This window comes from Marinagarivorans sp., assembly GCF_982758155.1.
In genome coordinates, this window is sequence record NZ_CEXWTU010000054.1 from 1 (window position 1) to 23,788 (window position 23,788).

Sequence of the window (23,788 nt, forward strand, 5' to 3'; positions counted from 1 at the left end):
TTTCTCACGTAAAGAAGCCCTCGGCACCGTTGTTAATGAATCAACCGGGGGCCTGCCTAACTCACTCGGCACGATTGCTATGGCCAGAACAAGCAACCCAGACAGCGCCTCATCACAGTTTTATATCAATGTTGTTAATAACCCCAACTTAGATTCACGTGATGGTCGACCTGGCTATACCGTTTTTGGCAGTGTGATTCAGGGAACGGATGTCGCCATTGCTATTACCCAGCTACCGCGCGGCAAACACAGCGCAACAGGCCAGCGTAACGCACCGAATGAAACAGTATTAATTACAGCCTCTAAACGCTTAAAGCCTGCCGCTGCAATGGTTTTTGAAACACCCATTCCAACACCTGCCGAGACGGCACAAGAGGAAGCTCCTTAATGTCGATCGCTCTTTCGGTTAACCTGAATAAAATTGCGCTTATCAGGAACTCCCGCGAAGGCAACTACCCCGACGTAGTTGCTTTTGGCAAAAAATGCTTAGACGGCGGCGCTCAAGGACTTACAGTTCATCCACGCCCAGACGGACGCCATATTCGGCCCCACGATGTTTACGCATTACGTAAGTTAGTGAGCGACTACCCGGGTGCCGAATTTAATATTGAAGGCAACCCCTTTGCACCCGCTAGCGGCGACTACCCCGGCTTAATGGCACTAGTCAAAGATACTCGTCCACACCAATGCACATTAGTGCCTGATAGCGACAGCCAATTGACCTCGGACCACGGCTTCGATTTAACCTCCAGCCGTGATGCCGTACAGCCAATAGTTCAGCAGCTCACTGAGCTTTCTGTTCGCAGCAGCCTATTTATGGATCCCATCGTGGAACAAGTAGAGTTATCGGCAGCTATAGGCGCAGATCGTATTGAGCTTTACACCGGCCCATTCGCTGCAGCCCACCAACAACAAAGCGAAGAGCTACCCGCACTTATCAAGGACTATATCGATGCAGCCAAAACGGCTCACGCTTTAAACCTTGGCGTCAATGCAGGGCACGACCTTAACCTAGAAAACCTGCCTTCATTCAAGCAGGTTCCTTACTTGGCTGAAGTTTCTATTGGGCATGCCTTTACCGTCGACTCATTATTATTAGGAATGGACACCACGCTAAAGGCCTATTTGGGGATCTGCGCATGACATCAACAAGTAGCGACAAAACAGATAGCCAGGCGTATTTACAAAAGAAAGCCGCCTTCGCAAAAGTATTAACCATTTATGGTCGCAAACCCGTACTCGAAGCCTTGGAGCAAGACGGCATTTCGCCGTTTCGCTTACATCTGGCCGACAGTAATAAATCAGCCAGCGTAATCGATGATATTACCCGGCTTGCCAAAGCCAAGGGCGCCGAAATATTACATCATTCACGCGCCGCGCTCAGCCGAATTTCTAAAAACAGCAAGCAGGACCAAGGCATCGCGCTAGACATCCAATGCTTAGGCTTCACAACCCTTGCCGAATTTGAAGAAAATTTACCAGAGCACTTTGACCTTATCGCTGTAGATGCGGTCACTAACCCGCAAAACCTCGGCATGATTATTCGCTCAGTCTGCGCTTCACCCAGTACCGCCCTACTTCTACCCAATCAGGGCTGTGCACGCTTAGATGCCCTCGTTATTAAAGCGAGCGCAGGTACGCTATTCAAGGCCAACATTATTCGCTGTGATGATTTAAGTGATGCCATAAAAGGTTTGAAAAAACACAATACGCAAGCTTTTGCACTCGCAGGTGGCGCCGGGCACAACTTACAAAACCTTCCATTAACAGGGCGTAATGTTTATGTGTTGGGCAACGAAACCCATGGCGTAAGCCCAGGTGTTATGAAAGCCTGTCAGCACAAACTCGGTATACCGATGGCTAATGGAGTGGAATCTCTTAATGTGAGTATTGCCGGTAGCCTTGTGGCCTTTCACCGACTTTACCGCTAAACGGTACGCTTATTCAGGCAGTAATCATTACTGCCTGAATAGATTTAAGTTTCGGTAGGTACAACAATGGCCATGCAATCGCTGGGGCATTCACGCACTTTATCTTCAGGTAAGCTGGCAATACCGATCAAGGTATCACGAATCTCTTTTTGACAGCTGAAAGCCAATTTGCGCAATTTGCTAAGCCCTAACGGTCCACCGGGCGCAATATTCGCCACTAACTGATCTGCGCCCATGTTAAAAGGTAACACCCGCCGCATTAGCAGCTTACTTTGCAGTGCCAGCAAAGACTTAAAACCCGCTAAATCTATATTACCCCAATGGTACAGCGGCACCTCGGGGGGTAATTTATCGATAAACTTCTCGTAAAAGCCCAAGGTTCGCGACGTAGGAAAGTCCCCGACATACATTACCAAACCGTTATCTTGCACAGCAGCCACATAACGCTGATATAAGGTAATATCTTCGATGGTTAGCACATAGTCCGGCACAGACGTTCGCTCAAAGCCCCGAATAAACTCGGAACAAAGCGCCGCGCCTGCCCAGCCGCCAACGTCAATCAACTTGTCGTCATCACAAATGGCTTCAAATGGACCACGCAAATGCAATAGCGATGAACTATGGATTAAACCTAAGCTCGCCAGCTGATCAACATAATCGAGCTCTTTTGCAGCGGGGTGGATCTTCGATTCACAAAACAGCGTAATTACCTGTTTATGCTCATCAATAGTATGCACGGCACCAAACCAGTCCAAGCTTAACGCGCGAATATTTCTACCGCGCAGCGGTTCTTTCGCCAATTTTTTTGCCACTGTTGCCGCAATAACCACCTGAGCGATATGTTCCGGCCCCAGCGACAAATACCGAGCACCCAGACGCCAGCGCTCTCCAATCTCGTTAATTTTATGATCGATCCAATCCACGCCGCACTTTAAATCGACAAGTGTCGTTGCCGCATTTGCAACCATGTCGACCTGAGGCGCAATACTCAGGTACTCCAAAAAAGCTTTGCCTCTGGGGACCTGAATATGTTTAAGCGTTTCGAAGTCCTCCAGCACCTTAAGGTGCCAGCCACACTCAATTAAGCCCATATCCTCTAAAGGCTTGAGGGCATCATGGCAAACGCGACGGCTATTGGGGGATGCATAAACATAGCTACCCGCAAACTGCGATGACACTGGCAAACGCGCGCCATCAACAACGCCCGTAGAGCGATTAACTAAATTAACTAAGGTTTGAATAAGCTGCTGAGATACAGGATCGAAAGCTTGAAGCATAATATTTATACAGAACCGAAACGTTGATCGAGGTAATTAATGATATCGCCAGACTCATACATCCAGCGCACCTTGCCCGACTCTTCAATTCGCAAACAAGGGACCTTTAACCGACCGCCTTCAGCGCTTAGCTCTTGCCGCTTTCGATTATCATTTTGAGCATCACACAGCTTAATCGGTGCATTCAACGCATGAATACGCCGCCTAACCTTGATACAAAAAGGGCAAGCATGAAATTGGTAAAGAGAAAGGCCTTCTGCACTCGCATTAACAGCCTGCTGCTGCTCACCTCCACGCTTCAAAGGTTTTGCCCGCGAGATCCAGTCAATGAAAACCAGTATTCGCCCCAAACCCTCTCGCAGCATTTTTAACAACATCAGTACACCTTAAAACAACAAACTTGTGGTCACCGAAAACGAGCGACCAACAAGATAAAACAGAACAAATACTCAGTCCGCCACACAAAAATGCTGCCAAGACTAAGCCATTGGGCGCGGAGTGTAGCAAAGAAACAGGGCAAGCCTGAAATACTAATCCCTTCTAAGGGGCGGGGTAATAATAGTTTGTCCAATTAGACGAAGGATCCTGTTTTCTCCACAAGGAGCTTGAAGAGGCGCATGCCAGGGCCTGCAACTCTTTGAGCAACACTGCTGAGGAAGCAGGAGACAAGTATTATTGGATAAAGTATTTTTTCCTCGCCCCTAAGGACTCTACTCAGGGATTCTCACCCACCAGATTGGCTAATCAACAACCTCAAGTCGGTCCACTCGCTGAAAGCCTCGCGGAAGTTTATGCCCGCGGCGCCCACGCTCTCCAATGTAATGCTCCATATCCGATAATTTCATTGCCAAGTGCCGCTTCCCTGCCCAGACTTTCAAGCTTTGGCCCGGTACAAAAGCAACCACATCAACCATAAACTCATCCCTGGACTGCACGCGAGCGCCGGGAATACTAATCACTTTATTGCCCTTACCTCTCGCCAGGATAGGTAGTTCAGAAATGGGGAATACCAACATACGCCCCTCATTACTCGCGGCTATAAGATAGGTTTCTTCTGTGATTGTTACAAAGCGCGGCGTTAACACTTTCGCGCCCGAAGGCAATGAAAGCAGCGCTTTACCGGCTTTATTTTTAGTTTGAAGATCACTGAGCTTTGCAATAAAACCATAACCCGCATCACTACCCAGCAGGACAGACTGATCATCTTGACCCATGATTAACGCCTCAATTGAGGCGCCACTAGGCGGGCTTAATCGGCCGGTAATGGGTTCGCCCTGCCCCCTTGCCGAAGCTAAGGTATGGGCCGGTAACGAGTAGCTCCGCCCCGTAGAATCAATCATCATCACCGACTGATTACTTTTGCCCTTTACAAATAACTTAAACCCATCACCCGCTTTATAACTCAAACCATTCGGGTCAATATCGTGCCCCTTAGCGGCACGTATCCAGCCCTTATCAGACAGAACAACAGTAACAGGGTCACTTCCAAGCAGGTCAGATTCACTGAAGGCTTTTGATTCACTACGCGCCACGATAGGAGATCGACGATCATCGCCATACTCTTTGGCAACAGCCTTTAGCTCTTTTTTAATCAAACTCTTGAGCTTGCGCTCTGAACCCAACAAGCCCTCCAATTTCTCTTTCTCAGTCGCAAGTTCTTCTTGCTCACCTCGAATTTTCATTTCCTCCAATCGCGCCAACTGCCGCAATCGGGTATCAAGAATATAATTCGCCTGATCTTCCGATAACTCAAAGCGCTCCATCAGCACTTGCTTAGGTTTATCTTCCGTGCGGATGATATGAATCACTTCATCGAGATTCAAATACGCAATCAAGATACCGTCCAGCAAATGCACACGGCGATCAACCCAATCTAATCGGTGCTGTAGACGCTTACGGACAGTTTCGGCACGGTATTCCAGCCACTCGCTCAACATGACGTTTAGCGGTTTAACCGCAGGGCGACCATCAATACCAATCACGTTCATGTTGATGCGGTAATTGCGCTCTAAGTCGGTCGTCGCAAAAAGGTGATTCATCACCCCTTCGATATCAATACGGTTTGAGCGAGGGACAATCACTAATCGAGTCGGATTTTCATGATCAGATTCATCGCGTAAATCCGCCACCATTGGCAGCTTTTTGGCCTGCATCTGCTGTGCAATTTGCTCAAGAATTTTATTGCCACTCACCTGATGCGGCAAAGAAGTAATAACGATATCGCCATCTTCTATTTCCCATCGAGCACGCATCTTGGTACTTCCACGCCCCGTTTTATACATGCTGATAATATCCGCGCGCGGCGTAATAATTTCAGCATCTGTGGGCATGTCCGGGCCCTGAATAAACTCACACAACTCTTCGACGGTTGAATTAGGTTTATCCAGTAGTAAAATTGTAGCGTCGATTACTTCTCGAAGGTTATGCGGTGGAATATCTGTCGCCATACCAACAGCAATACCTGTAGTGCCGTTTAGTAGCACCGCAGGAGCCTGTGCGGGGAGCACCACCGGCTCATCCATCGTGCCATCGAAGTTAGGTTGCCAATCAACAGTCCCCAGCCCTAGCTCTCCGAGTAAGACCTCTGAGAACTTCGTTAATCGGGCTTCCGTATAACGCATTGCGGCGAAAGATTTAGGGTCATCCTGGGAGCCCCAGTTACCTTGGCCATCCACCAATGGGTAGCGAAACGAAAAAGACTGCGCCATTAGCACCATAGCTTCATAAGCTGCCGAGTCGCCGTGCGGATGGTATTTACCAATCACATCACCCACGGTACGTGCAGACTTTTTAAACTTGGCACTCGATTTAAGGCCAAGCTCACTCATGGCATACACAATGCGCCGCTGAACAGGCTTTAAGCCGTCGCCAATGTGTGGCAGGGCGCGGTCGAGGATGACGTACATGGAGTAATCCAAATACGCTTTTTCAGTGAAAACGTTCAGCGGAAGGACTTCATCAGCCCCTGGAATCAAAAGATCAGACATAAATAACGCTATATAGATTAACGAATGCAGAAGACTATAGGGTCAAGGGTTGACTATGCAACGCCTTATGATGAAAACATTGGGATAAAGAGTCATTTCAACATTACCCCAACACTTATCAGAACCCATGTATTTATTGCAGCAAAGCCGAGAGAAACGAAGGTCCGTCATCAGTCAACTTTAGTGAAGGCTCACATAACTTCACGCGATTTTTTGCGATACCCGCGTCCTCGAGCTTTGTGAGTACCGCTTTAGCACGAAGCCGAGAGAGGCCTAATAAATGTTTGCGCTCGCTTGAGGGAATTTGCTCCCAAGATTTAAGCGATTTGCCATGACGAAATAAACCAGCCCACTCGCCACCAGTCGTTACGGGGCATATGGACAACATTTTATGAGGGTACTCTTTTGCGAGCACTGTAATATCCTTAAAGCGAACCGCTTGTGCGCCCATAAGTTCATGCTCACTGGGGTTGTATTTGAGCGGCTCGAAAACCATGCCCTCTTCAGTGGTGGGTTTAAGTGCTCGACGCTGAGGCTTAATCCCTCTTGCCAAATCACTCAAAGTACGCTTACTTTGACGCCCCAAAGCCTCACCCAAAGAATCCACAGTCAACAGATCAAAATCAAAAAACATTTCAAAATCAACGGATTGATTTTTATCTTTTAAAGTCGTAAAAGAGTCTTGCAAACTAAGCACGCCATTCATGGCCGCGCCCCCGCCGGTAGAAATATCACTCAGCCTTATAGCCGAATCACCCTGAACATTTGAAGACTGCCCTTCGGCTCTAAATTTAGCATCCAAGCGGCCCCTCAATACTTTTTCAGTAAACAAGGTTTCCGTATAAGCCGACATTTTGGCAAGATCCAAGCCCTTAACATGCCCTTCAACTGAGAAGTTAGGATGCTCGGAAAAAGGTGCTAAACGGCCTCGCATTACAATTTCTCCATCATCACCTAGGCGAGCGATGAAAATAATTGGGGATCGCTTTTCGGGCTGAGCACTACTCACTGGCCCCAGCTCTAACGATAAGCCTGTTAGTGCTTCCTGCGCCGGCGGGGATACAGAATCATCTAGCCAAGCGATGCCACCATCAATAATGCGTGTTTTCATTACCTCGACAATAACATCAGGGCCAATGGCAACCTTATCGCTCATCGCTAGATCCAAGGAAGGAAAGACCTCCCTTAAACGCTCAACGATAACAAAAGCCGCATTATGATCTTTGTGCAGGGTCTGCCGAAGAGCGGTTGCATCGACCAAGCCTAATTGCAATCGAATCTGTTCTTTTGAGCGAGTTTCTACAATATCGTTAATCAGTAGGCTATCAAGCTGGGTCTGATAGGGCGTATCCAGTCGCTGCGTTTCGATTTCACTGCGTTCAACAAGATGAAAGCTTTTCAGCGCGATCTGGCCAATACGTCGCTCTGATGGATCGGCAACCACATCACGGATTTTTGCATCGCCCAAGTAAAGTAGTGATGTGCCATTAAAATGGTCTTTGAAATACATTCTCTGCAAGTGCGATGTAGATCGCGTAGATAACTGCCAACCTTTACTGGTGTTTTGAACAGTAGCATCACGCAACGCAAAACTACCGATACTGAAGCACTGCGATAGCGCTTTACCACTGGGTGACAACCCGGTACGGCAAACTTCAAGGTGCTCATTCAAAGAGTTGATGACTTCAAACCGCCAAGCCGGCATGTGTCTATTGACAAAGCTTTCGATCGGCGTAGTAAATTCACTAAAATTTGTGTCGAGCGTACCGAGATCTAATCGCAACCCTTGCGTTCGTAAGCGTCTAATGACAGCTTCCTGACTGAGCAGCTCAGGTACTTTAATGTGAGCCTCTAGTAAATCGATGCGAAGCCCTTGCTCACTACTCTTGCGAATATCCAAGCCAGCAACCGTTAATTTACCGCTAATGGCGTTGAAACTAACGGTTTCAATTTGAGCGTTATACCCCTGCTCGGTCAACCAATACACGGCATAATGTTTGGCCACAATGGGCGCGATTGCGACCACTAGCACCAAGCCGATAATGAGTCCGAATGACCACTTGATTAAGCGCATAATGCAATTCCTGCCTGCTCTTTGATTTTTATTATTAGTTTATCGAGCTGAGCTCTACATCAGATTCCCAACAATAGAGCCAACTCAAGCTTGCCGCCCAATAAGAATAAATAGCGACTACTTATCTAAGTTTAACCACTTAATATAGCGAGATCCCCGTCATTTTAGAAGTGTTTTAGCGTATTAGCTCATATAGAAGCTTTAAGAAGCTTGATTTTTTGCTCTTACACCCCAAAATAGAGGGCAAATCAAACTGGCGAAGATCTACACATGGCAGACAAAGCATCAACCCTTCCAATTTTAAAAACCGCTCACCAGAAAGCCCTCGTTGACTTAGAGCTCCCCGATCACGACGACATCCTTGAAGTCGAAGAAATGATCTATGTACAAATACGCGGTGACTTTCGCGAATTCCTACTGACAGCCTCAGACCTTATTATAGGTACACTAGAGCCCGTGACTGTTAACGACCCCAGCTCGCACACCTATCTTCCCGACGTCGCGAGCCATGCATGGGAGAACGGACTGCCGCGAGAGCTTCTTCCCGTTTGCCAAACACCTGAAGGTTATTTCTGCTTAGACCTTGAAGACCAAGTAGTCTACTGGAGTGATGGTAAACAACAGCCCGGCGAATGGCCCTCTATTTGGTCCTGGGCTGAGTCCGAGTGGGCAAATAGCTAAAGCGGAAACACACTGACGCGCGCACCAAAAAGATGCGCCAGGACAAACAAAAGACCGCCAAGCATACTTAACGAGCAATAAACAACCCAACTTTAGCCTATATCAAAGCCCGGCATTATTTATGCATTAACCTTCGTAAGCCCATTTTGGTGCTCAATTAAACTTGGGCACGAAGGTAATCCTATGCTCGAAACGCCCGATCGAAAACAACCCTTTGTTATTGTTTCTGACCTAGACGGGACCCTACTTGACCACCACGACTACAGTTGGGAAAGCGCCAAACCGGCGCTAAGCGAAGCGCGGCGGCGTGAAATTCTGGTTGTACCCTGTACCAGTAAAACTTTTACTGAAACACAGTATCTCGTAAAAAATATTGGACTAGAGGCCCCAATCATTTGCGAAAATGGCTCAGGCATTTTGATGCCTGACGGCAAAATTATCGACCTCGCGCCCCGCTACCCCCTCATCATAGAAAAACTACAGCTCCTCAAGCGTGACTCTCGGTTCCACCTCTGGGGGTTTCACGAAATGAGCCCGGAAGAAATATCCCGCCAAACAGGCCTTAGCCTTGAGGAATCCATCAACGCTAAAAATCGACGCTATAGCGAACCTTTTTTATGGCAAGGGAAAAAAACAGCTTTCCCTGAATTTGAGCGCGCCGCTAAGGATTTCAATATTGATATCGTACAAGGCGGCCGTTTCTATCATGCACTTAGCCGTGGAGTGAGCAAACAGCGTGCAATTGATCACTTACTTCGTGTGCTGCGCATGCCTGATGCTCACATTATAGCGCTCGGCGATAGCACCAATGATGTCTCCATGCTGACACAAGCCGATACCGCCGTTGTTGTTAACAATCCTACTCGAGACTTTCCAAGCCTACCAACAGATCATCAAAATATTCACTACACAAGCGCATACGGTCCAGCCGGCTGGAATGACGCAATAATGACAATATTGGAGAATAACCATGGGTGAATTTCATCAGAACGGTATCGTAACTACATTACACAATTTGACACGACGCCCCGTAGACGAGCTCGAACAAGAATTGGTAGAGTTTAGTCAGCATCGAAAGTTAGGGCTGGTACTACCCTGCCTTTATTCTGAACTGGAAGGCCCTGCAATGCAGCCAATTATTGAAGAGCTTGCAAAGGTGCCCTACCTTAACGAGATCATAATTGGCCTAGATAAAGCTGACGAAAGCCAGTATCGCAAGGCCTTGAAATTTTTCTCGCAGCTTCCGCAAAATTATAAAGTGCTTTGGAATGACGGCCCTCGGCTTAAAAAAGCACACAAACAACTGATTGATGCAGGACTATCCATTGGCGAGCCAGGCAAAGGTCGTAATGTTTGGTTTTGCTTCGGCTACGCCTTTGCCTCAAAAGATAGCAGCGCCCTCGCCCTGCATGACTGCGACATAGTGACTTATAAGCGAGACTTGCTCGCACGCTTAATCTACCCCATTGCCAACCCACAATTCAATTACACCTTTTGTAAAGGATATTACGCTCGCATTGCCGATGGTAAAATGAACGGCCGCGTAAGCCGCCTGTTAGTCACTCCGCTATTGCGCGCCCTCACCAAAATATTTGGTCCGCAAGAGTATTTAGAGTATCTCGATAGCTTTCGCTACCCCTTGGCCGGTGAGTTTGCAATGCGAACAGACTCGGTCCAAGACATTCGCATACCCAGCGACTGGGGCCTAGAAATTGGCGTGTTAGCCGAGATGAAACGCAACTATTCTACCAACCGTATTTGCCAAGCCGATATTGCCGACGTCTATGACCATAAACATCAAAACCTTTCGACAGATAACGATCAGGCAGGTCTATCAAAAATGTCGATTGATATTTCTAAGGCCATATTCCGAAAACTGGCAACTAACGGCGTCGTCTTTTCAAGCGAGACCTTCCGCTCAATAAAAGCGACGTATTTCCGCATTGCGTTGGATCTTATCGAAACTTACGCCAACGACGCCAAAATGAACGGCTTAACCATGGATATTCATCAAGAAGAGCAGGCCGTCGAGCTGTTTGCAGCCAACATATTGAAAGCCGGGTTAGCCTTTTTAGAAAACCCCATGGAACGCCCTTTCATCCCAAGCTGGAACCGCGTAAGCAGCGCGCTACCACAATTACAACAATCAATGCTTGAGGCTGTAGCCCAAGATATGGAGGAATTTGCCCCATGAGCGCCCTTGAAGATTTGGCTGAACGCGTGAAAGCTCACTTAGATGTCATTTATTCAGCACACGACAATACGGATTTCACCCATAGCATTTTGCAAGAAATGCGCTTGGATACCTTTATTGCTACCCCTGAACCCCACCATAATCCGTGGACACAACAAGACGCAATTGTAATTACCTACAGTGACAGTATCAAAACCGAAGGCGAGGCGCCGTTAAAGACACTGCGCCAATTTCTTCGGGCTAACCTTACGGGTTTTGTTAACGGTATACATATTTTGCCTTTCTTCCCTTGGAGCTCGGACGACGGCTTTGCCGTCATTGATTACCTCCAAGTGAATGAGGGACACGGCACTTGGAATGACATATCGGCGATTGCCGGTGATTTTAATTTGATGACCGATCTTGTTATCAATCATTGCTCATCACGTGGGCGCTGGTTCGACAATTACAAAAAAGGTATCGAGCCCGGCGCCAGTTATTTTATTGAGCAAGACCCCAACCAAGACTTAAGCCATATCACTCGACCGCGTACTTCGCCATTACTGCGCCCAACCGAAACCGCCTCGGGTGAAAAAAATATTTGGTGCACGTTTAGCCACGACCAAGTGGATCTCGACTTTGCTAACCCACAGGTGTTATTGGAGTTTGTTAAAATTGTTCGGTTTTACTTGGACCGAGGTGCAAAAATATTCCGCTTAGATGCCGTTGCCTTTCTCTGGAAAGATATAAAAACAAACTGTATTAATCTGCCCGAAACGCATGAGATCATCCGACTATTTCGCACATTAATAGAACACTGCAATACCGAAGCGATCATTATCACCGAGACTAACATTCCCAATCGCGAGAATATTTCTTATTTCGGCAATGCCAACGAAGCGCACATGGTATACAACTTCTCGCTCCCGCCACTGCTGCTGTATACCTTGGTAAGCGGAGACGCTACGGCGCTGAAAGGTTGGTTAATGTCCATGCCGCCGGCCCAAGCCGGTACCGCTTACCTTAACTTTATAGCAAGCCACGACGGCATTGGACTTCGACCCGCAGAAGGGCTGTTAAGCGATGATGACACGCGTTCACTGGCGGAATTAATGGAAAGAAACGGCGGGAAAATTTCTTGGCGCTCTGTTGATGCCAACACCATGAAGCCCTATGAGCTCAATATTGCACTTTGGGACGCCTTCAAAAGCACTTTTGAAAATGCCAGTGACGGGCACCAACTGGCGCGTTTTATTAGTGCGCATACCATTATGCTTGCGGTAGAGGGCGTGCCGGCCATCTATTTGCACAGCTTGTTTGGCACCCCCAACGATTATCTGCGTGCCGAAAACACAGGCCACAACCGCGCCATAAATCGACACCAATGGGATTTGAATGCACTTCAAGAAGCGCTTGAAGATACAGAAAGCCACCATGCGCATGTTTTTGCAGCACTAAAGAATTTGCTGACTATTCGAAAAGGGCAGCCTGCCTTTAACCCCAACGCCACACAGCTCACCTTGCATTTGGGCGACAAGATTTTTGCGTTTTGGCGTCAATGTGCAAACCGGCAACAGAGTATTTTTTGCGTTAACAATATTAGCGATCAACCACAAAGCATATTACTGAGCGATATTAATCTTATCGAGCTGGATGCATGGTGGGATTTACTCACGGATACTCAGCTTCACAAAACCCAGAAAACAATAACGCTTGCGCCCTATCAAAGCATTTGGCTAAGTAATCAAAATTATCGACAAATCGCCCCTAGCGGTGAATAAATCAGGCAAGAAAGCCGACACCGCTCGAATGCAGCCTAGCTCAGCGCGATGCCTTATCGGCTCGCGCTGCATCATTTTTTATATGCTGCGCCACATAACGTACGGCGTAGCCCATACCAACAAGCATCGCAACAACCACAAGCAAACTTAAACCAATCACAAAATCAACTTGCATAACACGCCCTCACTTTTTCACACAGGTTATAGCGCTTCAAAACAACAGCGCCTATAAACAGCATAAAAGGCTGGCGATTCTAGCTTTTGATATCGATCAATTTTCAAGTAATCGTCGATGCTCCAACACCGGCATTTTTCTCCTAAGCGTATTCTGGGCATGCAGATCAATTACAGCATGCACCACCCCCTCGCCCGTCACTTGCTGCTCGGCTAATACACTCCCCCAAGCATCGACAATACAGCTATGGCCGTAGGTCTTACGGTTTGGACTATGCTGTCCACCTTGATTTGCCGCAATAACTGCGCATTGGTTTTCAATCGCTCGTGCTCGCAGTAAAACAGACCAGTGAGCGACTCCCGTATGATAGGTAAACGCCGACGGCACAACCAGTAAGTCGGTACCTGCCTGCTGTAGGCGCCGGAAATACTCGGGGAAGCGCAGGTCATAACACACGCCTACGCCAACCCGCCCCCAAGGAGTATCGACAATGCCCAGAGTATTACCCGCCACTATCGTATTCGACTCAAAATACTGACCAACGCCATCATCTACCCCGGCATCAAACAAGTGTGCTTTATCGTATCTACCCGCCAAATCACCCTCTGGATTAAAAGCGTGCACAGCAGCGTAAGCCTTGGGTGCGGATGCGAGGGCGGGCTCAATACCAGATAACAGAGGCAAGCCGTGTCGAATAGGCGATATCCGTGGAACTGTCCCGCCAAAAAGCCATATTTTATTAACGCGCGCCTGCTGCTGTAAAAACAATTGCAAGGCTTGACCGCTCTCCTCTTGCTCCCCTAAGGCTCTAGCATCCTCACCGCACATTAGCGCGAAACTTTCAGGCAAAACAACTAACTGAGCGCCGCCTTCAGCAGCATCAGCAATGAGTCTTTCAGCGCATTTAAGATTGAGTTCACGATGCGCTGTACTCACCATCTGAATGGCGGCGACGTTAATCGTGGAATAGGAGTTAGTCACAGGAAGCCTTTATCCGTTAGCTGAAAAGGCTTATTACAACTTAATGAACGTTAGCAATCCACAAAATTTCGAGGTTAGGGTGAATCCTTGGCATGGTCACTCGCTCCAAACGTTCAAGCCCTCGCCTGAGCTTATACGCCTCATCTGTATCGCAGGGAGTCGTAAGGAAATACTCGATTTGATTTTGTAATTTACCAATGTGATAAACCACTTCCTGCATCATTAGAAATACATCCTCAACCTCGCGGTATGCATGCGCCAAGCCTTCAGCTTCAACCTGATCTAACCAACGCATATAAGCGGCGTTAATAATACCCGATTGGGTAATCGATATATTGATATGGATTACCGTATTTTGCAGTGCAAAAACGCGCTGATCGCCATGACGAAAACCCACATCAGCGGAAAGCTGAGCCATAATATCGACGCAACTCGCAATATAACCATTACGATCGCGCACGGCCTGAATCAAGAAAGGTATAAGCACATTTGGCACCGCCCGCACTTTGGGCGCAGGCATTTCCTTTAACCATTCAATGAGTTTTTTACCCAAAATACCGAAGCGGCTATGGCCATTCATTTGGATTATAGGAATCAAATCGCGCAATGGGCGCTCGCCAGGCTTGATTCGCTTATTGTAAATGGCATTAATCGCATCCAAAAAATTCAAACACTGACCAAAACGCCCTATCGTATTACCCACTTTACCCAGTGGATAACCCGTACCGTCAAGGTTTTCATGGTGCTCAGCAATGGCGCGCAAGATATCCTCAGGCACCTTTGATATCGCCCGCAAGACCTCAAAACCTGTAACCGTATGCAGCTGTAACACCCGCAACTGCTTGTAATTGAATTTCTTCCTGCTTTTAACATATTCCACCGGAACGTGAAGCAAGCCCACGTCATGCACCAATGCCAGTAAAAATATATTGAAAATGTCGCTTGATGTACGATTAAATTTTTGCATGAGCATAACACCCAACCACGCACAAAATAGCGCTTGCTCGTACACCATTGGCAGCTGCACTTTAAGCACCGTTAGCTGCAGCATCACCGGCGTCAGCTCCTCTACACGATGGCTCAACACGCTAAAATCATTGAACGTAACATGCCTCTCTGAAAGCGCAAGCAAGGCCTTGTCCTTCTCAATCAACTCAGTAATATCGTTCAACACTTGCTCCGCCGTAAGCGGTTTTGCAACGCCAATAAGAGCTAGGTAATTTGGCGCATCCTGCAATTCTTGTAGACTTTTAACAAATGATTCATCAAAAACTTGCCCAGCAGTAGCCAGGACCTTGCCGCAACCTGCTGTAAGGTTAGCCGTAAATACCACGGGCATTTGGCGGTTTACCTGAACAAGGTGTTCGGCAAAATGCTTTAGATTATTAGATGCACAAAACGTCGAGGTCATTGAAGGCCTTATGTTATCAATCGATACTTATAAACTTTAGTATAGACACCATAAGCAGACTGGTGCATATCATTAGTACCTACGGACAGACATAAGTAAAATTTTCTGATGCTGCAACTTTACACGACGACAAGACGTATACACTGCAATCTATAAACATAATAAGATAGCGGCATGACAAAAGACGAAAAAGAGAATGAAATGCGCGCCCTAATAGCGCTTACCGCTTTGAGCGATAGACAAGCATTTTATCGGCTATATACGCTAACCAGCGCCTACCTCAACGGTGTAGCGCTCGCCATGGTAAAAAGTCGCGACGCCAGTAACGATATCCTGCAAGACGCCTTTGTCCAAATTTGGCACAACGCGGCAAGTTATCAACCAGAGCGATCTAAACCACTAACATGGCTTACCAGCATCGTTCGTTACCGCGCCCTAGACCGTATAGCCAAAGACAAGCGCTACCAACAAACCTTTATTCAAGACGATGAAGCCGAGTCACATTGCGACAACGGACCTTGGAGCAACCTATTAAAAAACGAAAACGCCCAACAATTAAACCGCTGCATTGAACAGCTCAGCGAAACTCAAGCCACCAGTGTAAAACTCGCCTATTTAAAGGGTTTCAGTCGCGAAGAAATTGCCATTCAACTCAAAACAAAAGTTAACACCGTTAAATCATGGCTTCATCGCGCACAGGAGAATCTTAGAAAATGTCTCATGCACTATTAAAAACTTACAACAACTGGGCATTTCTCTACGTCACTGGTAGCTTGCGGGGCATTAAGCGCAGGCTCTTTGAACTCACAATGAGAATGAGCAGGACACTCGAACACGAGGTTCTGTTCTGGCAAGAACAGTTAATTCCACTGAATAGCAGCAGCGTTGAGGAGCCCGTCAACCCCGACACATGGAAGGCCATTAGCAAGCGGATTAGTGCCCAACCTCGGCGCCGGCAATGGCTGACGCCCGCCATTGCCGGCGCCTCATTCGCGAGCCTATTAATCACCGCCATTTTGCTCCCCTTTTGGCAATCGCCACCGCCTGATTACCTTGCGATATTGGCTGACGCCAACGGAACCCCTTTAATAACGGCAGCCAGCTACGGTAGCCAACAGAAGTTAACACTACAGTGGTCTGCCCAGCAGCCCAAAGAAGCCATGCAGTTATGGGCAAAATCTAAACGAGACGGGCAATATCGATCCATTTCTGTAATAGAAAGCCCCACTCAATCCATTGAATTAAACCCAGCGCAATGGCGGCTGATAACAGACGCACATAGCCTGCTACTTTCAGCTGAAGAAGACGGTGGCTCGGCCATTGATGAGCCAAGCGATACCATTCTGGCGAAAGGCCCCTGTATTCGCATGGAGAATTCACACATTGAAACGTAATAGCTTTTGTCATCCCAGACAATCCAGACTCGCACTCTTAGGTGCTTACCTGCTGCTACTTGGAGGCTTTACGCACGCAGAAATGGACAACGACTTCTCTGCTGCGCTAAAAAAAATTAAAGACAAACCATTGCAACAGTGTGTAAAAAAAACTCAGGAAAAACAGCAATGGTCATCATTGAGTAATTTTCATAAGCTCAAATGCCACAGTAAAAAAATTACCCATCTTGATGGCCTTGAGCAATTCACAGCATTAACAGAGCTCTCTCTTTTCAACAACAACATTGAAAGCTTTCAGTTTTCTAAGCTGCCAAACCTCCTGAAGCTCAATATCGCTAAAAATCCACTGACCGAGCTTCACCTTTCTCACTCAAAACTACAGGAACTTTTTATTTTTAGCACCAACATTGAAAGCTTAGAGTTAGAGCTACCCGCCGCCATTTTAATCCGAGCCAACAACAACCGGCTAACGCGATTCCACCACCAAAAACTGGGCAAACTCATAAAACTGTACTTGTTTAACAACAATCTTCCCACTCTCGATATTGGCGGACTCGACGAATTGCAATTTTTAGATGTGCGCCAAAACCCGATGCCCGATGAACTCTATGATCAAATGGACCAGCTATTGAGCATTACGATTTTCCATGATGGCAACGCGGAAGATTGGCAATAGCCCTAACCAGTGATTGCGCTCAGTCCACGCCTTCGATAAGGTTCGCGCGGAACGCACCATCACAACAGACGTAACAAGGAAAATCTTGCCATGGCTGCACACAGCCACAAACGTAACGCTCGCTTTTTAACCAAAAGAATTTCATACCTTTTAAGCACATGCATAACCTGCCTATTGAGTCATAATGTTTACTCAGAGCCCACCAAGCCAATAACCAAGACAGACATTGCTGCATTTAAAGCTCCGGCGCTTAGCTTACGTGCACGCGCAGCACATCAGGAGCAGCAAACGACAGGAAGCGCGGCCTCTTACAGGCTTCGCCTAAGCTGGCAGCAACCTCTTCACAAAACAATTGAGGCAAAGATAGCCTTTGATCATATTGCCACCTACTGGCAGGACAGGCACAGCGACGGCGTACGAATAAACTCAATGCCAGTAATACCAGATGCACCCAGCACGCAAATTAACGAAGCCTGGTTAAATGGTCACTGGAAAGCGCTTGAGCTCAAAGTCGGCAAACAACGTCTCAGCTTAAATAATCAACGGCACATCGGCAGTAATGGCTTTTGGCAGGACGAACAAACCTTCAGTGCAACCCAACTCAATTACACCGTAGGAATGACCACTAACATTAACGTTAGTTATTTATCAAAAGCTTATCGCATCTCAGGCCCACAGGCTGAAGCCTTTTTAAAACCTTCGGATCACAACTACCAAGCACTTAACGGTTTTCGCCCTCAGGAGCTGCAAGGGCAGCATGACCTCAAAACGCTTGTAGGAGCATTCAACACCACAATACTCGATACCCATAAAGTGGGTGGCTACTACATAGATAACGACAACCTAACTGCCCCGGCACTTAACTACCGTAGTTACGGCGCGACCTATCAATGGAAAAAAGCACTCGGAAGCGCTAAGGCAGCATTTGAAGCAGACTTAAGCCTACAAGAGCGTAAAAATATCAGCCACATCCCGTATACCCGTATACGCGGAGAACTTAATAACCGCCGCTGGCACTTCGCACTTGAACAAGAACAGCTCGGCAGTAAAAGCGAGACGCCCTATATCACGCCTATGGCTTCGCTTCACGACTTTCAGGGCTTTGCCGATCAGTTTCTTTCAACCCCCAGTCAAGGCATTACCGATCACAGCATTCAAGCTCGATATGCCTTAAGTGGCTATAAAGCCACGGTGACAGGCCACCACTTCACAAACTACTCCAGCTCCCACTACCTCGGTAAAGAGCTTGACGTTGACATTAAATTACCTGATTTCCATCAATTAAAAACACATTTGCGATATGCCTATTTTGCAGCGCCCGCTTCATTACAAGATATTCAACGGCTTTTTTTAACAATTTCGATAACGCTCTAATCATTATTGAACAGCAAGACTTGTCGACTCGCGCTCGGATTACCGCCTATTTGCTGTAATCTGCGTAGTTTTCACGCTAAAAGCTTGGCTATCGAGCCAACTTAAGGCAGAATTGCGCGCTTCGATAAAACCGCCTCCTGCGGTTGAGGTAGCGGCGCTGTCTGATAGCGTCAATTAGCGACTAAATGAGGACTTCGCCGAATGGCAAAAGAAGACAATTTTGAATTAGAAGGTGAAGTGGTTGATACCCTTCCCAATACAATGTTTCGTGTGAAGCTTGAAAACGGACATATTGTTACCGCTCATATTTCAGGAAAAATGCGTAAAAACTACATCCGCATTTTAACTGGCGACAAGGTTAAGGTTGAAATGACACCTTATGACCTCAGCAAGGGCCGCATTACGTACCGAGCCCGCTAATAAGCATTATTCGGTAATAAAAAAAGGGGTAGACCTATTAGGTCTACCCCTTTTTTTATTACCGAAGCCCAGAGCGAGAGCGAGAGTAGCTAAACCCTTTACGCCTCTTCAGCTTCTAAGACAATCTTACCGCCTTTAACTGTTGCGAATACATTACCGCCTTTATCCGATAACTTGCCAAACAGTACCAGCTCAGCCAGTGGCTTTTTGATTTGGTCTTGAATAATACGCGCCATCGGTCTAGCGCCCATTTTCTCATCGTAACCATGCTCCGCAAGCCACTTCCTTGCTTCATCACTAACGTCTAACGAAACCTTCTTATCATCCAGCTGACTTTGTAGCTCGACCAAGAATTTATCAACCACAGTCTCAATAACATCGAAACTTAAACCACCAAACTGGATAATTGAATCTAAACGGTTTCTAAACTCAGGAGAGAAGCCTTTCTTGATAATCTCCATTGCATCCGTGGTGTGATCCTGCTGCGTAAAGCCAATTGAGGCTCGGCTAGACACTTCAGCACCGGCATTAGTTGTCATAATTAAAATGACATTTCTAAAGTCGGCAGCGCGGCCATTATTATCTGTTAACTTGCCGTGATCCATGACTTGGAGCAGTAAGTTAAAAACGTCTGGATGCGCTTTTTCAATTTCATCTAGCAGTACAACACTGTGCGGATGCTTGGTGACCGCATCTGTTAGCAAGCCCCCCTGATCAAAACCGACATAGCCAGGAGGCGCGCCAATTAAGCGTGACACCGTATGGCGCTCCATGTACTCAGACATATCAAAGCGCAACAACTCAACCCCTAAGGCCGAAGCCAGCTGCTTACAGAGCTCTGTTTTACCAACACCCGTAGGACCAGCAAACAAGAAAGAACCTACTGGCTTATCACCAGAAACCAGACCTGCTCGTGAAAGCTTAATCGCCGACGAAACAGCATCCACGGCATCGGTTTGACCGAACACAGTCATCCGCAAGCTATCTTCAAGCTTCATCAACAAATCTTTATCAGAAGACGATACCGTTTTAGGTGGGATCCGCGCTATTTTAGCAACGACAGCCTCAACATCTTTCACGCCAATTTGTTTTTTACGCTTACTAGGTGCTTGCAACTGCTGATAAGCACCCGCCTCATCAATGACATCAATAGCCTTGTCTGGCATAAATCGATCATTGATGTACTTACCCGCTAAGTCGGCAGCAGCGCGCAACGCACCGTCGGTATATTTAAGCTTGTGATGATCTTCAAAGCGGCTTTTAAGCCCCTTAAGAATTTTGTAGGTATCTTCGACTGAAGGCTCATCAACATCAATCTTCTGGAAACGGCGAGAAAGCGCGCGATCTTTGTCAAAAATGCCACGATACTCTTGGAAGGTTGTAGACCCAATACACCGCAAATCACCGCTCGTTAGCAGTGGTTTAAGCAAATTTGAGGCGTCCATAACCCCGCCAGAAGCGGCACCAGCACCAATAATTGTATGGATTTCGTCAATGAACAATACCGCGTGATCGCGCTTCTTCAGCTCTGCAAGCAAAGCTTTAAAGCGTTTTTCAAAATCACCGCGATATTTAGTACCTGCAAGCAGAGCCCCAAGATCCAAAGAATACACAACACTGTTGCTTAAAATTTCAGGGACTTCGTTATCAATAATTTTTTTGGCGAGACCTTCTGCAATAGCGGTTTTACCAACGCCGCTCTCACCGACCAACAAAGGGTTGTTCTTGCGGCGGCGGGCCAAAATTTGAACCACTCGCTCAACTTCTTCATCGCGTCCAACAAGCGGATCAATACGGCCTGCACGAGCCTGTTCATTGAGATTAGTGGTGTAAGAATCGAGAGGGTCTGTAGCGCCGCCCTCTCCTGCTGGCGAGATTGCATCCTCGTCACCTTGATCCTGCGCAGAATCACCGCCATGGTGATCCGATTGCGAGCCACCAGAAACCTTAGTAATGCCGTGTGTGATGTAATTGACGACATCAATACGGGCAATACTTTGTTGCTTGAGGTAATACACCGCTTGGCTTTCTTGCTCACTAAAAATAGCGACCAACACATTAGCGCCCGTCACTTCGTTTTTACCCGAGGACTGGACATGAAATACAGCGCGCTGTAACACGCGCTGAAAACCCAAAGTCGGCTGAGTCTCTCTCTGATCATCGGCTTCAGGAATTAATGGCGTGGTTGAATCAACGAATTCAAGCAGCTCCTGTCGCAAAATATTCAAGTTGGCGCCACATGAGCGCAACACAGCTGCCGCAGACTCATTATCGAGTAGCGCCAACAATAAATGTTCGACAGTCATAAACTCGTGCCGTTTAGAGCGAGCGCCCTTAAAAGCCGTGTTTAATGTCATTTCCAGTTCTTTGCTCAACATAGTCGCTTTACCTTATGTTCTAAGGATCTCCATCCTCAACAACGTCTATTTCGCATAGCAATGGATGCTGATGCTCCCGTGCATACTTATTGACTACCATAGCCTTGGTTTCGGCAACATCTTTAGAATAAATTCCGCAAGTTGCCCGACCCTCAGTATGTACCGCTAACATTGTGCGCGTTGCTTTCTCGGCATCCATACCAAAAAAACTTGCTAGCACCTCCACTACAAAATCCATCGGTGTGTAATCGTCATTTAACATTAAGACCCGATACATCGGTGGACGTTTCAATTTTGGTTTTTCTATTTCAACCGCAACATCACCGTCCTGACCATCATGCTCTAATGAATCGTTAATCACACACGTTCTACCTAATGGTAGCTGAAGTATTTCTAGATTACCCATGATCTACACACGTCACAAATGATGAAAACTAGCGTCAATATTACCGCAGATGGCTCAAAGTTGTGCGCACGGCAGAGAAAATAGCAACAAAAACTTGACAGCATTGCTCGAGTTGATTACAAATTGCTCAACTATTGCCCAGTCTCAGTTTTTCAAATAATTTTTCTTGATGGGCAAAGCCAGAATAATAATAAAAACGTTGCATACACACGCTGATGCAACAGATCACAAATAACCAAAAGGTATAAAAATGCCAACAGGTATAGTGAAGTGGTTTAATAACGCCAAGGGTTTTGGGTTCATTTTGTCTGATGAAAACAGTGAAGATATCTTTGCGCACTATTCGGCCATAGAAATGGACGGTTTTCGCACACTCAAAGCCGGCCAATCTGTCTTGTTTGAAATCCAACAAGGGGAAAAAGGCCTGCATGCCGCCAATATTAGAGCCGCAGAAGATCAAGTCGAACGGTCAGTTTTACCGACCAGTACTGCGCCGCCTAGTGCCACGGAAGTAGAGGCAGCTTATGACGACGTGCACGAACACGTTTAATTTGCACTAACTCGCCAGGCCGTTACAATGCGCATTGTTTTTTGCGTGCGTAACCATGGCGATAGTCCTTTTACTCAATAAACCCTTTCATACCCTCACTCAGTTTACTGATACGCAGGGACGTAAGACCCTATCTGACTATATCGATACGCATCGATATAGTGGTTACTACGCTGCCGGCAGGTTAGATTACGACTCAGAGGGTCTTGTCGTATTGACTCGTGATGGAAGTCTGCAGCACCAACTCGCAAACCCCAAATTTAAACTGCCCAAGACTTATTGGGTTCAGGTTGAAGGGCTCCCTTCGCCAACGGCAATTAAGGCCTTGTCAGCAGGTTTGACACTTAAAGACGGCCCAACCAAGCCCTGCCAAGCAAAAGTTATCGAACCACCCGAGCTCTGGGCTCGCATCCCGCCCATACGGGAGCGCCTTAACAGCCCCACCCACTGGCTGGAAATAACCTTAACCGAGGGGAAGAATCGACAAGTGCGGCGCATGACCGCTGCCGTTGGCCTCCCTACATTGCGCCTAGTAAGAGCACAAATAGGAAACTGGAAACTGGATCAGCTTCAGCCCGGCGATTGCAGAGAAGAAACCATCCACCTACCCAAACCGGTAGGTACAAAAACACCTAGGCCCCGCCAGAGAAAAAAACGATGACTAATGCTCGAGACTGGAATCCACACGTTACTGTTGCGTCTGTTATCTGTCGCGACAGTAGGTACCTATTGGTAAAAGAGATAGCTGACGGTAAAGAAGTTTACAATCAGCCGGCAGGCCACCTTGAGCCCAACGAATCTTTAATTGAAGCTGCAAAGCGCGAAACCTTTGAGGAGACCGGCTGGCACGTTAAAATCGAAAGCCTGCTAGGCATGAGCCGCTACGTGGCCCCCAGCAACCAAGAAACCTACATTCGCTTCACTTTTATCGCTAGCACAATAGAGCACGATACAAGCGTAGCACTCGATAATGGGATTATTAGTGCACACTGGTTCACCAAGGCCGAGATTATGGCATTGAAACACGCACTGCGAAGCCCCCTCATACTGAATGATATTGAGCGCTTTGAGCAAGGATTCAAGCTCCCGCTCGACAGCCTTTACGACTACCCGGAGAAT

Annotated in this window: 24 protein-coding genes; 15 read left to right on the plus strand and 9 right to left on the minus strand. The window is 47.2% G+C overall.

Annotated elements, in window-relative coordinates; genetic code table 11:
- From AC3A8L_RS08330 to AC3A8L_RS08340, 3 genes are all read left to right on the plus strand, one after another.
- Nucleotides 1-388 (plus strand): peptidylprolyl isomerase (locus tag AC3A8L_RS08330; protein ID WP_487961777.1); only part of this gene is annotated, 388 nt, incomplete at its 5' end.
- A complete protein-coding gene (locus AC3A8L_RS08335; protein WP_487961778.1) occupies nucleotides 388-1,143 on the plus strand; it encodes a pyridoxine 5'-phosphate synthase in 756 nt (251 codons plus the stop codon). The genes AC3A8L_RS08330 and AC3A8L_RS08335, both read left to right, overlap by 1 nt.
- The gene (locus tag AC3A8L_RS08340; protein ID WP_487961779.1) at nucleotides 1,140-1,931 is read left to right on the plus strand and encodes a TrmH family RNA methyltransferase; all 792 of its coding nucleotides are present in this window, start codon (nucleotides 1,140-1,142) and stop codon (nucleotides 1,929-1,931) included. The genes AC3A8L_RS08335 and AC3A8L_RS08340 overlap by 4 nt, the downstream gene beginning before the upstream one ends.
- Before the next feature lie 44 nt (nucleotides 1,932-1,975).
- Here AC3A8L_RS08340 and AC3A8L_RS08345 read toward each other — a convergent pair whose 3' ends face one another.
- From AC3A8L_RS08345 to AC3A8L_RS08360, 4 genes are all read right to left on the minus strand, one after another.
- The gene (locus tag AC3A8L_RS08345; RefSeq protein ID WP_487961780.1) at nucleotides 1,976-3,208 is read right to left on the minus strand and encodes a Wadjet anti-phage system protein JetD domain-containing protein; all 1,233 of its coding nucleotides are present in this window, start codon (nucleotides 3,206-3,208) and stop codon (nucleotides 1,976-1,978) included.
- 5 nt (nucleotides 3,209-3,213) lie between these two features.
- Nucleotides 3,214-3,585 carry a glutathione S-transferase N-terminal domain-containing protein gene (locus AC3A8L_RS08350; RefSeq protein ID WP_487961781.1) on the minus strand — a complete coding sequence of 124 codons (372 nt, stop codon included), beginning with the start codon at nucleotides 3,583-3,585 and terminating at the stop codon, nucleotides 3,214-3,216.
- Between the two features lie 363 nt (nucleotides 3,586-3,948).
- Nucleotides 3,949-6,195, minus strand: coding sequence for a DNA topoisomerase IV subunit A (gene parC / locus AC3A8L_RS08355; RefSeq protein WP_487961782.1), 2,247 nt, complete (start codon nucleotides 6,193-6,195; stop codon nucleotides 3,949-3,951).
- 133 nt (nucleotides 6,196-6,328) lie between these two features.
- Nucleotides 6,329-8,269, minus strand: a complete 1,941-nt coding sequence (locus AC3A8L_RS08360; RefSeq protein ID WP_487961783.1) for a hypothetical protein — start codon at nucleotides 8,267-8,269, stop codon at nucleotides 6,329-6,331.
- 270 nt (nucleotides 8,270-8,539) lie between these two features.
- Between AC3A8L_RS08360 and AC3A8L_RS08365 the strand changes: the two genes are divergently transcribed.
- From AC3A8L_RS08365 to AC3A8L_RS08380, 4 genes are all read left to right on the plus strand, one after another.
- Nucleotides 8,540-8,950 carry an SMI1/KNR4 family protein gene (locus AC3A8L_RS08365; protein WP_487961784.1) on the plus strand — a complete coding sequence of 137 codons (411 nt, stop codon included), beginning with the start codon at nucleotides 8,540-8,542 and terminating at the stop codon, nucleotides 8,948-8,950.
- 183 nt (nucleotides 8,951-9,133) lie between these two features.
- Nucleotides 9,134-9,928, plus strand: coding sequence for an HAD-IIB family hydrolase (locus AC3A8L_RS08370; protein ID WP_487961785.1), 795 nt, complete (start codon nucleotides 9,134-9,136; stop codon nucleotides 9,926-9,928).
- On the plus strand, nucleotides 9,921-11,144 hold the full coding sequence (locus AC3A8L_RS08375; RefSeq protein WP_487961786.1) for a glycosyltransferase family protein: 1,224 nt from the start codon (nucleotides 9,921-9,923) through the stop codon (nucleotides 11,142-11,144). The genes AC3A8L_RS08370 and AC3A8L_RS08375 overlap by 8 nt, the downstream gene beginning before the upstream one ends.
- Entirely contained in the window at nucleotides 11,141-12,904 is a 1,764-nt protein-coding gene (locus AC3A8L_RS08380) for an alpha-amylase family glycosyl hydrolase (protein WP_487961787.1), read from the plus strand. The genes AC3A8L_RS08375 and AC3A8L_RS08380 overlap by 4 nt, the downstream gene beginning before the upstream one ends.
- A gap of 40 nt (nucleotides 12,905-12,944) precedes the next feature.
- On the opposite strand, the gene AC3A8L_RS08385 is transcribed toward AC3A8L_RS08380, so the two are convergent.
- The 3 genes from AC3A8L_RS08385 to AC3A8L_RS08395 form a co-directional block, all read right to left on the minus strand.
- On the minus strand, nucleotides 12,945-13,079 hold the full coding sequence (locus AC3A8L_RS08385; RefSeq protein WP_487961788.1) for a hypothetical protein: 135 nt from the start codon (nucleotides 13,077-13,079) through the stop codon (nucleotides 12,945-12,947).
- Between the two features lie 96 nt (nucleotides 13,080-13,175).
- Nucleotides 13,176-14,060 carry a carbon-nitrogen hydrolase family protein gene (locus tag AC3A8L_RS08390; RefSeq protein WP_487961789.1) on the minus strand — a complete coding sequence of 295 codons (885 nt, stop codon included), beginning with the start codon at nucleotides 14,058-14,060 and terminating at the stop codon, nucleotides 13,176-13,178.
- 40 nt (nucleotides 14,061-14,100) lie between these two features.
- The gene (locus AC3A8L_RS08395) at nucleotides 14,101-15,471 is read right to left on the minus strand and encodes an HD-GYP domain-containing protein (RefSeq protein WP_487961790.1); all 1,371 of its coding nucleotides are present in this window, start codon (nucleotides 15,469-15,471) and stop codon (nucleotides 14,101-14,103) included.
- 174 nt (nucleotides 15,472-15,645) lie between these two features.
- Here AC3A8L_RS08395 and AC3A8L_RS08400 point away from each other — a divergent pair, with 174 nt between their 5' ends.
- From AC3A8L_RS08400 to infA, 5 genes are all read left to right on the plus strand, one after another.
- Nucleotides 15,646-16,203 (plus strand): RNA polymerase sigma factor, encoded by a 558-nt coding sequence (locus AC3A8L_RS08400; protein WP_487961791.1) that lies wholly within the window; start codon nucleotides 15,646-15,648, stop codon nucleotides 16,201-16,203.
- Nucleotides 16,185-16,865, plus strand: coding sequence for an anti-sigma factor (locus AC3A8L_RS08405; RefSeq protein ID WP_487961792.1), 681 nt, complete (start codon nucleotides 16,185-16,187; stop codon nucleotides 16,863-16,865). The genes AC3A8L_RS08400 and AC3A8L_RS08405 overlap by 19 nt, the downstream gene beginning before the upstream one ends.
- Nucleotides 16,855-17,541: a hypothetical protein gene (locus AC3A8L_RS08410; RefSeq protein WP_487961793.1), complete on the plus strand. Its 687-nt coding sequence runs from the start codon at nucleotides 16,855-16,857 to the stop codon at nucleotides 17,539-17,541. The genes AC3A8L_RS08405 and AC3A8L_RS08410 overlap by 11 nt, the downstream gene beginning before the upstream one ends.
- A gap of 90 nt (nucleotides 17,542-17,631) precedes the next feature.
- Nucleotides 17,632-18,915 carry a hypothetical protein gene (locus AC3A8L_RS08415; RefSeq protein WP_487961794.1) on the plus strand — a complete coding sequence of 428 codons (1,284 nt, stop codon included), beginning with the start codon at nucleotides 17,632-17,634 and terminating at the stop codon, nucleotides 18,913-18,915.
- A gap of 201 nt (nucleotides 18,916-19,116) precedes the next feature.
- Nucleotides 19,117-19,335, plus strand: coding sequence for a translation initiation factor IF-1 (gene infA / locus AC3A8L_RS08420; RefSeq protein WP_487961795.1), 219 nt, complete (start codon nucleotides 19,117-19,119; stop codon nucleotides 19,333-19,335).
- A 98-nt stretch (nucleotides 19,336-19,433) separates the two neighbouring features.
- Here the strand turns inward: infA and clpA are convergent, their stop codons facing one another.
- Together clpA and clpS are read right to left on the minus strand one after the other, a co-directional pair.
- A complete protein-coding gene (gene clpA, locus AC3A8L_RS08425; protein ID WP_487961796.1) occupies nucleotides 19,434-21,713 on the minus strand; it encodes an ATP-dependent Clp protease ATP-binding subunit ClpA in 2,280 nt (759 codons plus the stop codon).
- A gap of 19 nt (nucleotides 21,714-21,732) precedes the next feature.
- A complete protein-coding gene (gene clpS, locus AC3A8L_RS08430; protein ID WP_487961797.1) occupies nucleotides 21,733-22,074 on the minus strand; it encodes an ATP-dependent Clp protease adapter ClpS in 342 nt (113 codons plus the stop codon).
- Nucleotides 22,075-22,369: 295 nt separating this feature from the next.
- On the opposite strand from clpS, the gene cspD reads away from it, so the two are divergent.
- The 3 genes from cspD to AC3A8L_RS08445 form a co-directional block, all read left to right on the plus strand.
- Entirely contained in the window at nucleotides 22,370-22,669 is a 300-nt protein-coding gene (gene cspD, locus AC3A8L_RS08435; protein WP_487961798.1) for a cold shock domain-containing protein CspD, read from the plus strand.
- A gap of 55 nt (nucleotides 22,670-22,724) precedes the next feature.
- A complete protein-coding gene (locus AC3A8L_RS08440) occupies nucleotides 22,725-23,330 on the plus strand; it encodes a pseudouridine synthase (RefSeq protein ID WP_487961799.1) in 606 nt (201 codons plus the stop codon).
- Nucleotides 23,327-23,788 (plus strand): NUDIX hydrolase (locus AC3A8L_RS08445; protein WP_487961800.1); only part of this gene is annotated, 462 nt, incomplete at its 3' end. The genes AC3A8L_RS08440 and AC3A8L_RS08445, both read left to right, overlap by 4 nt.

Bases quoted from the DNA above. Each gene is read 5' to 3' on its own strand.
- AC3A8L_RS08350 (WP_487961781.1), bottom strand. From the start codon at position 3,585: ATGTTGTTAAAAATGCTGCGAGAGGGTTTGGGGCGAATACTGGTTTTC.
- AC3A8L_RS08440 (WP_487961799.1), top strand. From the start codon at position 22,725: ATGGCGATAGTCCTTTTACTCAATAAACCCTTTCATACCCTCACTCAG.
- AC3A8L_RS08380 (WP_487961787.1), top strand. From the start codon at position 11,141: ATGAGCGCCCTTGAAGATTTGGCTGAACGCGTGAAAGCTCACTTAGAT.
- AC3A8L_RS08365 (WP_487961784.1), top strand. From the start codon at position 8,540: ATGGCAGACAAAGCATCAACCCTTCCAATTTTAAAAACCGCTCACCAG.
- clpA (WP_487961796.1), bottom strand. From the start codon at position 21,713: ATGTTGAGCAAAGAACTGGAAATGACATTAAACACGGCTTTTAAGGGC.
- cspD (WP_487961798.1), top strand. From the start codon at position 22,370: ATGCCAACAGGTATAGTGAAGTGGTTTAATAACGCCAAGGGTTTTGGG.
- AC3A8L_RS08360 (WP_487961783.1), bottom strand. From the start codon at position 8,269: ATGCGCTTAATCAAGTGGTCATTCGGACTCATTATCGGCTTGGTGCTA.
- AC3A8L_RS08400 (WP_487961791.1), top strand. From the start codon at position 15,646: ATGACAAAAGACGAAAAAGAGAATGAAATGCGCGCCCTAATAGCGCTT.
- AC3A8L_RS08405 (WP_487961792.1), top strand. From the start codon at position 16,185: ATGTCTCATGCACTATTAAAAACTTACAACAACTGGGCATTTCTCTAC.
- AC3A8L_RS08415 (WP_487961794.1), top strand. From the start codon at position 17,632: ATGGCTGCACACAGCCACAAACGTAACGCTCGCTTTTTAACCAAAAGA.
- AC3A8L_RS08340 (WP_487961779.1), top strand. From the start codon at position 1,140: ATGACATCAACAAGTAGCGACAAAACAGATAGCCAGGCGTATTTACAA.
- AC3A8L_RS08370 (WP_487961785.1), top strand. From the start codon at position 9,134: ATGCTCGAAACGCCCGATCGAAAACAACCCTTTGTTATTGTTTCTGAC.
- parC (WP_487961782.1), bottom strand. From the start codon at position 6,195: ATGTCTGATCTTTTGATTCCAGGGGCTGATGAAGTCCTTCCGCTGAAC.
- AC3A8L_RS08335 (WP_487961778.1), top strand. From the start codon at position 388: ATGTCGATCGCTCTTTCGGTTAACCTGAATAAAATTGCGCTTATCAGG.
- AC3A8L_RS08385 (WP_487961788.1), bottom strand. From the start codon at position 13,079: ATGCAAGTTGATTTTGTGATTGGTTTAAGTTTGCTTGTGGTTGTTGCG.
- AC3A8L_RS08345 (WP_487961780.1), bottom strand. From the start codon at position 3,208: ATGCTTCAAGCTTTCGATCCTGTATCTCAGCAGCTTATTCAAACCTTA.
- infA (WP_487961795.1), top strand. From the start codon at position 19,117: ATGGCAAAAGAAGACAATTTTGAATTAGAAGGTGAAGTGGTTGATACC.
- AC3A8L_RS08375 (WP_487961786.1), top strand. From the start codon at position 9,921: ATGGGTGAATTTCATCAGAACGGTATCGTAACTACATTACACAATTTG.
- AC3A8L_RS08395 (WP_487961790.1), bottom strand. From the start codon at position 15,471: ATGACCTCGACGTTTTGTGCATCTAATAATCTAAAGCATTTTGCCGAA.